Here is a 14426-nt window from a genome sequence, read left to right as displayed (position 1 = left end):
CCCAGGTAGGGGGCGCCTGGAGGGCTACCTCTCAGGTACGGGCGCCTGGAGGGGTAACTCTCAAGTAGGGGCGCCTCTGAAGGCCGGCTCCGAGGTATCCCCGTAGTACCCGTACTACCAGGCGAACGCCTCCGGTGACGGGCCCGAGGCCGGGAAGACCTCGTCCAGGCCGGCCAGCAGTTCCTCGCTCAGCTCCAGTTCGACCGCCCGGAGCGCCGACTCCAGCTGCTCGGCCGTACGCGGGCCGATGATCGGGCCGGTCACGCCGGGGCGGGTGAGTAGCCAGGCGAGGGCGGTCTCGCCGGGGTCCGCTCCGTGCTTGTCGAGGAGATCCTCGTACGCCTGGACCTGGCTACGGATGGCCGGGTCGGTGAGCAGTTCGGCGGCGCGGCCCGAGACACGGCGTCCCTTCTCGGCGCCCTTGAGGATGCCGCCGAGGGCACCGCCGTGCAGCGGGGACCAGGGGATCACCCCCAGGCCGTACTCCTGCGCCGCGGGTATGACCTCCATCTCGGCGCGCCGCTCGTACAGGTTGTAGAGGCACTGCTCGCTGACCAACCCGTACGACCCGCGGCGGGCGGCGAGCTCGTTGGCCTGGGCGATCTTGTAGCCGGGGAAGTTGGAGGAACCGGCGTACAGGATCTTGCCCTGCTGGACCAGGACGTCGATGGCCTGCCAGATCTCCTCGAAGGGGGTCAGGCGGTCGATGTGGTGGAACTGGTAGAGGTCGATGTAGTCGGTCTGGAGCCGCTTGAGCGAGGCGTCGACCGCGCGGCGGATGTTCAACGCCGAGAGCCTGTCGTGGTTGGGCCATGCCTCGCCGTCGCCGGCCATGTTCCCGTACACCTTGGTGGCGAGGACGACCTTGTCGCGGCGGGCGGCGCCACCCGCCGCGAACCAGCTGCCGATGATCTCCTCGGTGCGGCCCTTGTTGTCGCCCCAGCCGTAGACGTTCGCCGTGTCGAAGAAGTTGATGCCCGCGTCCAGCGCCGCGTCCATGACCGCGTGGCTGTCCGCCTCGTCTGTGAACGGACCGAAGTTCATCGTGCCGAGCACCAGTCGGCTGACCTTGAGTCCCGTGCGTCCGAGCTGCGTGTACTTCATGGTCCTCAAGCCAACGGCTTGGAGTGGACTCGATGCAAGGGACTTGAGTACTACGGGTCTCTCAGGGGTGGGTCTCGGGGAGATTGCTATCTAGAAGTTAGTGCTTTCTTGTGGTTAGTATCGGCGTCGAGCGATGAGGTTGAAAGTTCAAGCTGGCCTCTCCCGTCCGGAAGGAAACGCCGTGACCCCCACCACGTCCGCCCGCAGGGCCCTCGCCGCGGCTGCCGTGGCCGCCGCACTGACGGTCACCGCCGCCGCCGTACCCGCCGTCGCCGCGCCGAACGGGCGTGGCGTGCACGCGTCCGTCGACTCGCCGTACCGGCTCGCGTACCAGAAGGACGTCGCCGTCCAGGTCCTCAAGGGGGTGTTCGAGCGGGGTGACGGGGCCGTCGTCGACCGCTTCGTACGGCCCGACTACATCCAGCACAACCCGCTCGCGCCCGACGGTGCCGAGACGTTGAAGAACCTGGGCGCGGCCGTGCACCAGCAGTTCCCCGACGCCGTGTACGACGTCAAGAGGGTGATCTCCGAAGGGGACTTGGTCGTCGTCCACTCCAACCTCGTGCTGACGCCCGGGAGTCGGGGGAGCGCCGTCTTCGACATCTTCCGGTTCCAGGGCGGGAAGATCGCCGAGCACTGGGACACCGGGCAGAACGTGCCCGACACGTCCGCCAACGGCAACGACATGTTCTCCACGGTGAGTTGGCCGCGTACGGAGCAGCCCGGGCCGGCCTGGCTGACGTCGTACAACAAGAAGCTCGTGGTGAAGGCGTTCGACCAGTTGCTCGTGCGGAAGGACCTCGGTGCGATCGACCGGTACTGGGGTGCCGGGTACCAGCAGCACAACCCGGGCATCGCCAACGGGATTCCGGGCGTCAAGGCCGGGCTGGGCGGGTACTTCGCGCAGTTCCCCGAGCTGAGGGTCGAGCCCAAGCGGGTCGTCGCAGAGGGGGACCTCGTCGCCGTCCACAGCCACTACATCCCGGCGCCGGGGGAGCGGGGGCAGGCGATCGTGGACCTGTTCCGGGTGCGGGGCGGGAAGATCGTCGAGCACTGGGATGTCGTGCAGGATGTGCCGGAGAGTTCGGCGAACGACAACACGATGTTCTAGGGCGGGAGTTGGGGGGGTCCGGACACGGTCCGGACCCCCTTGGCGGCGGGTGGTCAGTCGCGGGGGAATTCGTCGGTCTTCAGGGTGAGGCCGACGGGCGTCTCGGTGAGATCGATGTCGCCGCCGAAGTCGACGCGCCGGACGGTGTAGTCGCCGTCCTTGGGGAGGGTGTGGATGCAACAGCGGCCCGTATAAGGGTCGATGATGAGATAGACCGGGACCTCGGCCGTCGCGTACGCGGTCTTCTTCGGGCCGTAGTCGTTCGCGGCGGTCCCCTTGGAGATCACCTCGACGACGAATTCGACGTCCTCGTGACTCCATTGACCCCGTTCCGACTTGACGGCGTCCTCCGACATCAGTGTCACGTCGGTCGCGAACGAGTTGAGCTTCCCGGGGTAGTCGATACGGACGTCGGACTTCAGGCGCCTACGGGGGTATTTGGTCCGCAATTGCTCGACGACGTCCAGGATGATCTCCCAATGGGTGTCCCGCTGCGGCGTCATGTAGATGCCCCCCTCGACGATCTCGACCTTGTAACCCTCGGGGACGGGCATCTTCCCGAGCTGCTCGAACCACTCGTCGAGCTTGCTCGTGTTGTCGCTGTCGGCCATCGCGATCCTGTCTTCAAGGACGGTCATCGTGGCGCTCCTCCCCGGCCGCCCTCGTGCAGGCACGGCCGCGCAGTACAACGATACGTACGGTGACGAGGACACGCACGGGCGCTTGGGTGCCGCACAAATGTGCTTGCGATGTCCGGGCCCGCTCCGTCCACCTTGCGTGATGTCGGAGGGTTCCGGTCGATGGGGAGGGGCGCGGTGGTGCTGGGGAGCGCGGAGGCGGGGCTGTTGCGCGAGGTGGTGGGGGAGGGCGACCTTCTTGGCGTGTATCTGCACGGGTCGGCCGTGTTGGGCGGGCTGCGGCCGGACAGTGACATCGATGTGCTGGGGGTCGTACGGAGGTCGCTGACGGAGCATCAACGCCGAGTTCTGGTAGATAGGTTGCTTGCCGTGTCCGGGCAGGACGGTAACCGGTACGTCGAGTTGACCGTCGTCGTGCAGGAGGATGTGGGGCCCTGGTGGTATCCCCCGGTCTGCGACACCGCTGTTCGGTCCGCCGCCGGCATCGCTGCTCGACCCCGTTCCGCACGGGGATCTTCGGCGGGGGATCACCGCCGGGGTCGCGGAACTCATGGCCGACCTGGAGCACGACACCCGCAATGTGCTGCTGACGCTCGCCCGGATCTGGATGACCCTGAGTACCGGGGTCGTAGGACCCAAGGACGAGGCGGCTCGGTAGGCGGGGGAGCGGTTGCCGGGGGAGCATCGGGGGGTGTTGGGGCGGGCTCGGGCGGCTTATCTGGGGGATGGGCGAGAGCCGGCGGAGGGGGCGCGGGGGTGCGCCGAGGTGATGGTCGACGCGATCGAGAGGGCTGGCCAGTAGGGGTATTACGGGTACTACGCCCCCTCCTCGTACGGCCCGCCCAACCCCCACCCCTGATACAGCGCGTCCGCGAACGCCTCTGCCATCCGGTGTTCGCCGCTCGCGTTCGGGTGTGTCCCGTCGTACGTGTCGGTGTGGAAGTCGTACGTGGGAGGGAGGGACGCGAGGAGTAGGGGGGACCCCGGTTCGTCGAGGTCGGCGACCGTCTTCGCGAGGAGCTCGTTGAAGTGGGCGACCTGCTCGGCGAAGGCGGGGTCGGTGGCGGCGCGGATGTTGTGGATGACGGGGAGGAGGACGGCGCGGACGCGGGGGTTCGTGGCGCGGGCCGCGGTGATGAACGCGCGGGCGTTCTCCGCGGTTTGCTCCGCGTTCGTATAGAAACCGAGGTCGATCAGGCCGAGGGAGACGAGCAGTACGTCCGCGCGCCCGGCGCGCACCGCGTCGCCGATCAGGGGAGCCATGTGCAGCCAGCCCTCACCCCAGCCGGCGAGGTGCCCGTAGGGGAAGTCGGGGTCGGCGTACGCGTACGAGTCGGGGGCCTCGGACCCCTGGTCGTACAGCGTCTCGCGCGGCCCGACCAGCGTGAACGGGCCGCCGTACGTGGCACACAGATGCCGCCAGAGACGGTACCGCCACGTGTGGTCGCCCGTACTGCCGATCGTCATGGAATCACCGACGGGCATGAACCTGAGCATCCGCTCATGATGGACGATCACCGCCGGGGGCGGGGTGTGAGTCCCGACACCTCGCGTGTCGGCGCACTCCGCGTGTCGGCACACCTCGCGTGTCGGCGAGGCCGGGATGGCAGGCTGGGGGTATGCGCCGACCGTTCGCCGTCCTCGCCGGGTTCCTGCTCGTGGGGGCGCTCGCCGTGCCCGCCTCCGCCGACGACGACGGCGGGTTCACCATCAAGGACCCGCGGATCAAGGAGTCCAGCGGCCTCGCGGCCTCCCGCCAGCACCCGGGCGTCTACTGGACGCACAACGACAGCGGCTACGGTCCGCAGATCTACGCCGTCGACAGCGCCACCGGCGAGACGGTCGCCACGCTCACGCTGCGCGGCATCGGCACCCCGCGCGACGTCGAGGCGATCTCCATCGGCCCCGACAACCAGATCTATGTAGGGGACATCGGGGACAACTTCGGCGGACGCTGGCCCTACCTGTGGATCTACCGGCTCCCCGAGCCGAAGGTACTCAAGGACCAGACGGTCAAGGCGACCCAGTACATCGTCAAGTACTCGGACGGCGGGCGCGACGCCGAGTCGATGATGGTCCACCCGAAGACGGGCCGGGTCTACATCATCGACAAGAAGGAGGACGGCGGCCACCTCTACGAGGGCCCCGCCACGCTCTCCGCCTCCGGTGACAACATCTTCAAACCCGTAGCCCCCGTAGACCTCTGGGCCACCGACGCGGCGTTCTCCCCGGACGGCCGACAGCTCGCGGTACGGGGGTACTTCGGAGGGATCGCCTACGACTGGAACGGCGGCAAGATCAAGAAGACCGGCCGCCTCGACGTCCCGCTGCAACGGCAGGGCGAGTCGGTGACCTACTCCGCCGACGGCAAGAAGCTGCTGTACGGGAGTGAGGGCGAGGAGAGCGGCGTGGTCGCCCGCGATGCGCCCGGCGCCGACAAGTCCTCGTCGCCGAAGGGCAGTTCGTCCGCCTCCGGGTCCGACTCCGGGGCGAGCGGCGGTGACTCCGGGGGCGGGGTGACGAAGGGGGCGATCGCCGTCGCCGTCGTGTGCGCGGCGGTGTTCGGGCTGCGGCGGTTGCTGCGGCGGAGTTGAGGCGGGGCGGGGGCTGGAGCGGGGCGGGGTGAGAGCGCGGCGGGGGTGGGCCGGGGGCTCGGGGTGCCGGAGGGCCCGGGGCGTGGTCGGGGCGTGGTCGGGGTGCGCGTCACTCCTGGGCGCGTCGGGTGACGAGTGCTTCGAGGCCGTCCAGGATGCGCTGGAGGCCGAAGTCGAAGTGGTCGAAGTCGGGGGTCCAGGTGTCGGGGGCGAGGGAGGCGAGGACCGGGTAGCGGCCCGTCTCCATCACCCTTGAGATGTAGGGGGACTGCGCCTCGTAGAAGTCCGAGGTCGTCATGCCCGAGGTGCGCTCGTCCTCCTGGTGGTACACCTGCGTGCGCGCGGCGCCCACGACGTACCCCTCCAGCATGATGATCACCGAGACGAGTTCGGTGTCGGCGAGACCCATCGGGCGGATACGGGCGAGGACCTTCTCCATGCCGTCCAGCGCGCTCGGGCCGAGCAGCGGGCGGGTGCGGCCTGCGGGGAGCACCCAGGGGTGGCGGTGGTGGAGGGCCAGCATGGAGCGGGCCATCGTCTCCAGGGCGGCCCGCCAGGTGCCGTCGCCGAAGTCGTCCGGGTCCGGCGAGGGGCGGTTCACCCGGTCCAGCATCAGCTCGACCAGCTCTGACTTGCCGGGGACGTAGCGGTAGAGCGACATCGCTCCCGTGCCGAGTTCGGCCGCGACCCGGCGCATCGACACCGCGTCCAGGCCCTCCGCGTCGGCGATCCCGACCGCGGTCTCGACGATCCGGTCCAGGGTGAGCGTCGGCCTGGGGCCGCGCGCGGGGCGGCGGGCACCCTCCCAGAGGAGTTCGAGCGTGCGCGTGATCCGGTCCTGGCAGTGGGTGTCGGTGCCGTCGGTGCCGTCGGTCTCCGGGCTGCTCGTCATGGGGGCAGTCTAGTTCCGGGCAGAAAAACCGGGTACGGCGTACGCGTTATCGGGTACGGTGTACTCGGTTACCGGATGAGGGCTACCTCCCGGGAGGTACCGCCCGAGAGCCAGTACCTGAGAGCTACCGCTTCAGGGCTACGACCCAAGAGCTACGACCACAGAGTCACGGCTACAGAGTGACGACCACAGAGCGAGGGGACCCCATGGACACCGCGTACGCCGTCCACGCCGAGGCATTACGCAAGAGCTACGCCGGGAAACCCGCCCTCGACGGCTTCGACCTGGCCGTCCGCGAGGGCACCGTGCACGGGCTGCTCGGGCCGAACGGAGCCGGCAAGACCACCGCCGTGCGCATCCTGGCGACCCTGCGCCGGCCCGACAGCGGGCGAGCGGAGGTGGCGGGACTCGACGTCGTCCGTCAGGCGCGCGAGGTGCGCGCCAGGATCGGGCTGACGGGGCAGTACGCGGCGGTCGACGAGGTCCTCACCGGCCGGCAGAACCTGGAGATGTTCGGCCGCCTCTTCCACCTCGGCGGCAGGCGGGCCCGGCTGCGCGCCGTCGAACTCCTGGAGCGCTTCGGCCTGACCGAGGCCGCCGACCGGGGCGTCGACGGCTACAGCGGCGGCATGCGGCGCCGCCTCGACCTCGCCGCGTCGATGATCCTGGCCCCCGCCGTGCTGTTCCTCGACGAGCCGACGACCGGTCTCGACCCCCGCAGCCGGGGCGAAGTCTGGGAATCCATCCGGGAGTTGGTGGCCGACGGCACGACGGTCCTGCTGACCACGCAGTACCTGGAGGAGGCGGACCGGCTGGCCTCCCGCGTCACCGTCGTCGACCGGGGCCGCTCCATCGCCGACGACAGCCCCGACGGCCTCAAGGACATGATCGGGGGCGACCGCATCGAGGTCGTGCTCGCCGAACGCGCCGACATCCAGCGGGCGGTGAAGGTGATCGCCCGGGTGGCGGACGGCGAACCGGAGTCGGACGAAGGCGAGTTGAGGGTGCACGCCGCCGTCACCGACCGGGTCTCCGCGCTGACCGCCGTGGCCCGCACCCTCCAGGACGAGGGCGTACGCGTGGAGGACATCGGGCTGCGCAGGCCGAGCCTCGACGACGTGTTCCTGCGGCTGACCGGCCACCGCACCGAGACGGGGACGACCGAGAAGGAGGCCGCCGCGTGAGCGCCCTCGACCTGACCCCGCCCCGCCCGCACGGCCGCGCCTACTGGGCGGTGGCCGACTGCGGGAACCTGGTCCGCCGCGGCCTCACCCACTACCGGCGCCAACCGGTCAACATCCTCTGGCAGTTGGGCTTCCCGATCCTCTCTGTCCTGCTCTACGGCTATGTCTTCGGCAGCGCGATGCGGGTGCCGGGCGGCGGGGACTACAAGGACTTCCTGATGCCCGGGATGTTCGTCATGACGATGGCGTTCGGCTTCATCAACACGGCCACGGTCGTCGTGTACGACGCGCAGAAGGGGGTCGTCGACCGGTTCCGTTCGATGCCGATGGCGCCCTCGGCGGTGGTCGCCGGGCGCGGGGTGACCGATCTCCTGGTCGCCTGCGCGGAGTTGGGCATCATGATGCTCACCGCGTTCGCCATGGGCTGGCGTCCGGACGGTGGTTGGGGATTCGTCGCGGCGGTCGGACTCCTACTGTGGCTGCGGGTGTCGCTGATCTGGCTCGGGGTGTGGCTCGGGCTGATCGTGCCCAACCCCGAGGCGGCGGGCGGGCTGTTCGCGGTGGCGTTCCCGCTCACGATGATCTCCAGCGTGTTCGTCGCACCCCAACTGATGCCGGACTGGCTGGGGTTCGTGGCCGCGTGGAACCCGGTCTCGGCGACCGCCGCGGCGACCCGGGACCTGTTCGGGGTGCCGGTCGGGGGAGGAGACACCTGGGTCGAGCAGAACGCCCAACTGATGTCCCTCGTCTGGCCGTTGGCGATGACGGCACTCTTCCTGCCGCTGGCGGTGGGGCGGTTCAGGAAGCTCGGGAAGTGATGTCGTACGCCTTGACGGGGTGATGGGACCGGTCTTCTCTGGGAGGTGCGGGGATGGGAGCGCTCCCATCGTTCCGGACCCGCACCTCCGAGAGGAACAAGGGACATGTTCCGCAACGTGAGAAGGGTGCTGTACGCGGTTGCTGCCGCGTTGCTGCTGCCCTTGGGTCTGGCGGCCACTCCGTCCGCGCGGGCCGCCGAGGCCGTGCAGGCCGCAGAGGCGCCGGGGGCCGGTTACTGGCACACCAGCGGCCGTCAGATCCTCGACGCGGCCGGACAGCCCGTCCGGGTCGCCGGCATCAACTGGTTCGGCTTCGAAACGGGCAACTACGTCGTCCACGGCCTCTGGTCGCGCGACTACAAGAGCATGATCGACCAGATGAAGTCGCTCGGCTACAACACGATCCGCATCCCGTACAGCGACGACATCTTCAAGTCCTCGACCGTCCCCAACAGCATCGACTTCTCCAGCGGCAAGAACGCCGACCTCCAGGGCCTCAACTCCCTCGGCGTACTGGACAAGATCGTGTCGTACGCCGGTCAGGACGGCCTGCGGGTCATCCTCGACCGGCACCGCCCCGACTCCGGCGGCCAGTCCGCCCTCTGGTACACCGCCGCCGTACCGGAGTCGACCTGGATCGCCAACTTGAAGTCCCTGGCGTCCCGTTACTCCGGGAACCCGGCGGTCGTGGGCATCGACCTCCACAACGAGCCGCACGATCCCGCCTGTTGGGGCTGTGGTGACACGGCCACCGACTGGCGGCTGGCCGCGCAGCGCGCCGGGAACGCGGTCCTGTCGGTCAACCCGAACCTGCTGATCTTCGTCGAGGGCATCCAGACCTTCAACGGGGTCTCCGGCTGGTGGGGCGGCAACCTGATGGGCGTCGCCCAGTACCCGGTCCAACTCTCCGTCGCCAACCGGGTGGTGTACTCCGCGCACGACTACGCGACCAGCGTCGCCCAGCAGAGCTGGTTCAGCGACCCCACGTTCCCGAACAACATGCCGGGGATCTGGGACAAGTACTGGGGCTACATCTTCAAGCAGAACATCGCCCCGGTGTGGGTGGGGGAGTTCGGCACGACACTCCAGGCGAGCGTCGACCAGAAGTGGCTGGCGGCGCTGGTGAGTTACCTGCGCCCGACCTCGACCTACGGGGCCGACTCCTTCCACTGGACGTTCTGGTCGTGGAACCCCAACTCCGGTGACACCGGCGGGATTCTGAAGGACGACTGGCAGACCGTCGACACCGTGAAGGACGCCTACCTGACCAGCGTGAAGGCGGCGGCCTTCCCACCGGTCGGCGGAGGAGGGGGCGGCGGTGGCGGTGGCGGTGGCGGTGGGTCCACGGCCGCCTGCACCGCGACCTACGCCGTCACTAGCGACTGGGGCAGCGGCTTCAACGCCGAGGTGAAGGTGGTGAATTCGGGGACGACCGCCATCTCGTCCTGGAAGGTCGCCTGGAGCTTCTCCGGCGCCCAGCAGATCTCCACCATGTGGAACGCGTCCTACACCCAGAGCGGGGCGTCGGTGACCGCGGTCAACGCCGCCCACAACGGGGCCCTGTCCGCGGGGAGTTCGGCCACCCTCGGGTTCGGGGCGGCGCCCGGCGGGGGCAGCGCGCCGAGCCTCACCTGCACGGCGACCTGAACAGCGCGAAGGGCGCCCGGAGTTCACCGGGCGCCCTTCAGCGTCGTACGTGTGCTCGGCGGTCGACCATGCCGGGCGGTGAGGGAGTCAGAGGTTCTCGATCACGTAGTCGACGCACTTCGTGAGGGCCTCGACGTCCGCCGGGTCGATCGCCGGGAACATGGCGACGCGCAGCTGGTTGCGGCCGAGCTTGCGGTAGGGGTCGGTGTCGACGATGCCGTTGGCGCGCAGCACCTTGGCGATCGCGGCGGCGTCGATCTCGTCCGCGAAGTCGATCGTACCGATGACCTGCGAGCGCTTCGCCGGGTCGGAGACGAACGGCGTCGCGTGCTTCGACTCCTCGGCCCAGGTGTAGAGGCGGGTGGAGGAGTCCTTCGTCCTGGAGGTGGAGAAGGACAGGCCGCCCTGGCCGTTGATCCACTTGAGCTGCTCGTTCAGCAGGAACAGGGTGGAGAGCGCCGGGGTGTTGTACGTCTGGTTCTTGCGGGAGTTGTCGATCGCCGTGGGGAGGCTGAAGAACTCCGGGACGTGCCGGCCGGAGGCGTGGACGCGCTCCGCGCGCTCGATCGCGGCCGGGGAGAACACGCCGATCCACAGGCCGCCGTCGGAGGCGAAGGACTTCTGCGGGGCGAAGTAGTAGACGTCCGTCTCGGCGATGTCGACCGGGAGGCCGCCGGCGCCGGAGGTGGCGTCGACCAGGACCAGCGCGCCCTCGTCGGCACCGGCGACGCGCTCGACCGGCGCCGCGACACCCGTCGACGTCTCGTTGTGGGTGTACGCGTACACGTCCACCCCCGCCTCGGCCTGCGGCTCGGGGTGCGTGCCCGGGTCGGAGGAGATCACGGTGGGCTCGGCCAGCCAGGGGGCGAGCTTGGCCGCCTTGGCGAACTTCGAGCTGAACTCGCCGAAGGTGAGGTGCTGCGACTTGTTCTCGATCAGACCGTGGGTCGCGACGTCCCAGAACGCGGTCGAGCCGCCGTTGCCGAGGACGACCTCGTAGCCCTCGGGGAGGGAGAACAGCGCGGAGATGCCCTCACGGACCTCACCGACCAGGTTCTTCACCGGGGCCTGGCGGTGGGACGTACCCAGGAGGGAGGTGCCGGTGGCGGCGAGGGCGTCCAGCGCCTCCGTCCGCACCTTGGAGGGACCCGCGCCGAAACGACCGTCCGCGGGCTTGATGTCAGAGGGAATCCGGATCTCAGCCACGGGGGGAGGGTAGCCCTTAGGGGAAACGTGAGCGAAACGTGGTCCGTCCGGTGAGACGTGGTGACGGGCCTTTGGCCAGGGGCCGGCTCTCCGGTACTACGGGATTTCCCTGAGGAGATCTTGAACGGCTCGGCCGGTGTCCCGGGGCGTCCGGCCTGATTTCCTGTACTCATGCCGAACCTGGAAGCGGATCTGCGCAAAGCCCTCCGAGGCGACGTCGGCTTCGACACCGTCTCACGGGCGCTGGTCACCATGGACGCCTCCAACTACCGGCGGGTCCCCGCAGGGGTGGTGGCTCCCCGGGACGCCGCCGACGTGGCCGCCGCTCTGGAGATCTGCCGGGAGCACGGGGTACCCGTAGTACCTCGGGGTGGGGGCACCTCCATCGCCGGGCAGGCGACCGGCACCGGAGTCGTACTGGACTTCACCCGGCACATGAACCGCGTCCTCGACCTGGACCCCGCGACCCGTACCGCCGTGGTCCAGCCCGGACTGGTCCTCGACCGCCTCCAGGACGTCGCCGCCCCGCACGGCCTGCGCTTCGGCCCCGACCCCTCCACCCACAGCCGCTGCACCCTCGGCGGCATGATCGGCAACAACTCCTGCGGCTCCCACTCGGTGGCCTGGGGGACGACCGCCGACAACGTCCGCACCCTGGACGTCGTCACCGCGCGCGGCGTCGCCCTCACCCTGGGCCCCGACTGGTCGGGTGCCCCCGAAGGACTACGCCGACTGGTGGACGCCGAGCTGGCCCGCCTGCGCACCGGCTTCCCCGAACTCCCCCGGCGGATCTCCGGGTACGCCCTGGACGCCCTGCTCCCCGAGAAGGGCGCCGACACGGCCCGCGCCTACTGCGGCTCCGAGGGCACGCTCGCGGTCCTCACCCGGGCCACCGTCCGCCTCGTCGACGCCCCGCCCGCACGGGCCCTCGCGGTCCTCGGCTACGGGGACGAGGGCGACGCGGCGGAGGCGGCGGCCGGACTGCTCCCCTACGGGCCCCTGACGGTCGAAGGTATGGCCGCCGACCTCGTACCCACGACCTACGGGTTGCCCCGAGGGGGTGCCTGGCTGTTCGTCGAGACCGGCGGGGAGACCCCCGAGGAGGCACGCGCGCGCGGCGAGGCGATCGTCCGGGTGTCGGACGCCGTCGACGCCCTCGTCGTCACCGGCGCCGCCGAGCAGCGCGCCCTGTGGCGCGTCCGGGAGGACGCGAGCGGTACGGCCACCCGGACACCGGACGGCAGGGAGGCGTGGCCCGGCTGGGAGGACTGCGCGGTGCCCCCGGCCCGCCTCGGCGCCTACCTGCGCGACTTCCGCGGCCTCCTCACCGCGCACGGCCTGCACGGCACCCCCTACGGGCACTTCGGCGACGGCTGCATCCACGTCCGCATCGACTTCGACCTCCTCACCGGCCCCGGCATCGCCCGCTTCCGCCGCTTCTCCGAGGAGCTGGCCGACCTCGTCGCCGCGCACGGCGGCTCGCTCTCCGGGGAGCACGGCGACGGCCAGGCCCGCGCCGAACTGCTACCCAGGATGTACGGGTCGGAGATGGTCGCCCTCTTCGAACACGTCAAGAACCTCTGGGACCCCGACGACCTCCTCAACCCCGGGATGCTCGTACGCCCCGCGCCCCTCGACGCCAACCTCCGCTTCGCCCCGCTGCCCCGCGAACCCGTCCCGGTCGTCTTCGGCTACCCGGCCGACGACGGCGACTTCTCGGCGGCCGTCCGCCGCTGCGTCGGGGTCGCGAAGTGCCGTACGACGACGGCGTCCGGCCCCGCCGTCATGTGCCCGTCGTTCCGCGCGACCGGCGAGGAGGAGCACTCCACGCGCGGCCGGGCGAGGCTCCTGCACGAGATGCTCGCCGGTGAACTCGTCACCGACGGCTGGCGGTCCACCGAGGTCCGGGACGCCCTCGACCTCTGCCTCTCCTGCAAGGGCTGCCGCTCCGACTGCCCCGTCGGCGTCGACATGGCCACCTACAAGGCCGAGTTCCTCCACCACCACTACGCGGGACGGCGTCGGCCCGCCGCGCACCACAGCATGGGCCGGCTGCCGCTCTGGCTGCGCTGGATCGCCCGCACGCGCACCGCGCCCCTCGTCAACTCCCTCGCTTCCGTACGGCCGTTGGCTCTCCTCGGGAAGCGGATCGGCGGGGTCGCGCCCGAGCGGGAGATTCCGCGCGTCGCGTCCGAGACGTTCAGCCGGTGGTGGCGGCGGAGGTTCAGGACGGTGCTGAAGCGGGCGCGGTCCCAGCGGCGGATGCCGGAGGAGTGGCGGCGGGCGCGGCAGATGGTCGTGCTCTGGCCGGACACGTTCACTGAGCATCTGTCACCGGACGTCGGCAAGGCGGCGGTTCGGGTGCTGGAGGCGGCCGGGATGGCGGTGCTCCTGCCGCCGACCGTGCGGTGGAGACACGGGACGGCGCCGTGGGCGGTGCGGCGGGGGAGGGTGTGCTGCGGGCTGACGTACGTGTCCACCGGGCAGTTGGACCGGGCGCGGGCGGTGCTGCGGGAGACGCTCGATCTGCTGGACCCGTATCTGATCTCGGTGGAGGAGCTGCGGGAGGAGGCGGTGGCCGGGCGGCGCGCGGAGGGCGCCGAACTCGGAGACCTCGACGGGTTCGGAGATCTCTACGGGTCCGACGGACCGGACGGGTCGGGTGGGCTCGACGCGTTCGGTGAACTCGATGACGAGGACGACGAGTTGATGCTCCCGCCCTTCGTCGTCCTGGAGCCCAGCTGTGCCGCGGCCCTCCGTACGGACCTCCCCGAACTCCTCCCCGACGACCCGCGGGCCGCGCGTCTCGCCGCCCGGGTCCTCACCTTCGCGGAGGCCCTGGAGAAGTACGCCCCCGACTGGACCCCGCCCCGGCTGGACCGCCCGGTGGTCGGGCAGACCCACTGCCACCAGCACGCGGTTCTTGGTGACGCGGCCGACCGGCGGCTGCGTGAAGTCGCGGGCCTCAGCGGGGAACTGAGCGGCGGCTGCTGTGGCCTCGCGGGTAACTTCGGCTTCGAGAAAGGGCACTTCGAGGTGTCGTCCGCCTGCGCCGAGGAACAACTGCTGCCCTCCGTAAGGGAAGCGCCCGAGGGCGCGGTCGTCCTCGCCGACGGCTTCTCCTGCCGGACCCAGCTGGAGCAGCTGGCCGGGGTGCGGGGCAGACATCTCGCGGAGGTGCTCGCCGAGGCGCTGGACGACGAGAGGGACACCGAATGACGAGGGGTAGCAA

11 protein-coding genes and 1 pseudogene are annotated in these 14426 nt (G+C 70.2%); 7 read left to right on the top strand and 5 right to left on the bottom strand.

Annotated elements, in window-relative coordinates:
* Positions 1-114: 114 nt before the first annotated feature.
* Positions 115-1104: an aldo/keto reductase gene (locus ABZX85_RS34335; RefSeq protein WP_355877506.1), complete on the bottom strand. Its 990-nt coding sequence runs from the start codon at positions 1102-1104 to the stop codon at positions 115-117.
* Between the two features lie 181 nt (positions 1105-1285).
* Here ABZX85_RS34335 and ABZX85_RS34330 point away from each other — a divergent pair, with 181 nt between their 5' ends.
* Positions 1286-2215: a nuclear transport factor 2 family protein gene (locus ABZX85_RS34330; protein WP_355877503.1), complete on the top strand. Its 930-nt coding sequence runs from the start codon at positions 1286-1288 to the stop codon at positions 2213-2215.
* A 53-nt stretch (positions 2216-2268) separates the two neighbouring features.
* Here the strand turns inward: ABZX85_RS34330 and ABZX85_RS34325 are convergent, their stop codons facing one another.
* Positions 2269-2853: a Uma2 family endonuclease gene (locus ABZX85_RS34325; protein ID WP_355877500.1), complete on the bottom strand. Its 585-nt coding sequence runs from the start codon at positions 2851-2853 to the stop codon at positions 2269-2271.
* A gap of 162 nt (positions 2854-3015) precedes the next feature.
* On the opposite strand from ABZX85_RS34325, the pseudogene ABZX85_RS34320 reads away from it, so the two are divergent.
* Positions 3016-3655 (top strand): annotated as a pseudogene (locus tag ABZX85_RS34320) (aminoglycoside adenylyltransferase domain-containing protein).
* Positions 3656-3669: 14 nt separating this feature from the next.
* On the opposite strand, the gene ABZX85_RS34315 reads toward ABZX85_RS34320, so the two are convergent.
* Positions 3670-4350: an SGNH/GDSL hydrolase family protein gene (locus ABZX85_RS34315; RefSeq protein WP_355877498.1), complete on the bottom strand. Its 681-nt coding sequence runs from the start codon at positions 4348-4350 to the stop codon at positions 3670-3672.
* Between the two features lie 122 nt (positions 4351-4472).
* On the opposite strand from ABZX85_RS34315, the gene ABZX85_RS34310 reads away from it, so the two are divergent.
* The gene (locus tag ABZX85_RS34310; RefSeq protein ID WP_355877496.1) at positions 4473-5447 is read left to right on the top strand and encodes a WD40 repeat domain-containing protein; all 975 of its coding nucleotides are present in this window, start codon (positions 4473-4475) and stop codon (positions 5445-5447) included.
* A 109-nt stretch (positions 5448-5556) separates the two neighbouring features.
* Here the strand turns inward: ABZX85_RS34310 and ABZX85_RS34305 are convergent, their stop codons facing one another.
* Entirely contained in the window at positions 5557-6339 is a 783-nt protein-coding gene (locus ABZX85_RS34305; RefSeq protein ID WP_355877493.1) for a TetR/AcrR family transcriptional regulator, read from the bottom strand.
* A 206-nt stretch (positions 6340-6545) separates the two neighbouring features.
* Here ABZX85_RS34305 and ABZX85_RS34300 point away from each other — a divergent pair, with 206 nt between their 5' ends.
* The 3 genes from ABZX85_RS34300 (at position 6546) to ABZX85_RS34290 (ending at position 9988) form a co-directional block, all read left to right on the top strand.
* On the top strand, positions 6546-7523 hold the full coding sequence (locus ABZX85_RS34300) for an ATP-binding cassette domain-containing protein (RefSeq protein WP_355877490.1): 978 nt from the start codon (positions 6546-6548) through the stop codon (positions 7521-7523).
* Complete coding sequence (locus ABZX85_RS34295) at positions 7520-8341, top strand: ABC transporter permease (RefSeq protein WP_355877487.1); 822 nt, start codon at positions 7520-7522, stop codon at positions 8339-8341. The genes ABZX85_RS34300 and ABZX85_RS34295 overlap by 4 nt, the downstream gene beginning before the upstream one ends.
* A 105-nt stretch (positions 8342-8446) precedes the next feature.
* A complete protein-coding gene (locus tag ABZX85_RS34290) occupies positions 8447-9988 on the top strand; it encodes a cellulase family glycosylhydrolase (RefSeq protein WP_355877484.1) in 1542 nt (513 codons plus the stop codon).
* 87 nt (positions 9989-10075) lie between these two features.
* Here the strand turns inward: ABZX85_RS34290 and serC are convergent, their stop codons facing one another.
* Complete coding sequence (gene serC / locus ABZX85_RS34285) at positions 10076-11194, bottom strand: phosphoserine transaminase (protein WP_355877481.1); 1119 nt, start codon at positions 11192-11194, stop codon at positions 10076-10078.
* Between the two features lie 171 nt (positions 11195-11365).
* Between serC and ABZX85_RS34280 the strand changes: the two genes are divergently transcribed.
* The gene (locus ABZX85_RS34280; protein ID WP_355877479.1) at positions 11366-14413 is read left to right on the top strand and encodes an FAD-binding and (Fe-S)-binding domain-containing protein; all 3048 of its coding nucleotides are present in this window, start codon (positions 11366-11368) and stop codon (positions 14411-14413) included.
* The last annotated feature ends 13 nt before the right edge of the window (positions 14414-14426 follow it).

It is taken from the genome of Streptomyces sp. NPDC004539, from assembly GCF_040610055.1.
Taxonomy (GTDB): domain Bacteria; phylum Actinomycetota; class Actinomycetes; order Streptomycetales; family Streptomycetaceae; genus Streptomyces.
Note: the sequence above shows the minus strand (reverse complement) of the source record. Positions and strands in the feature narration are given on the sequence as shown.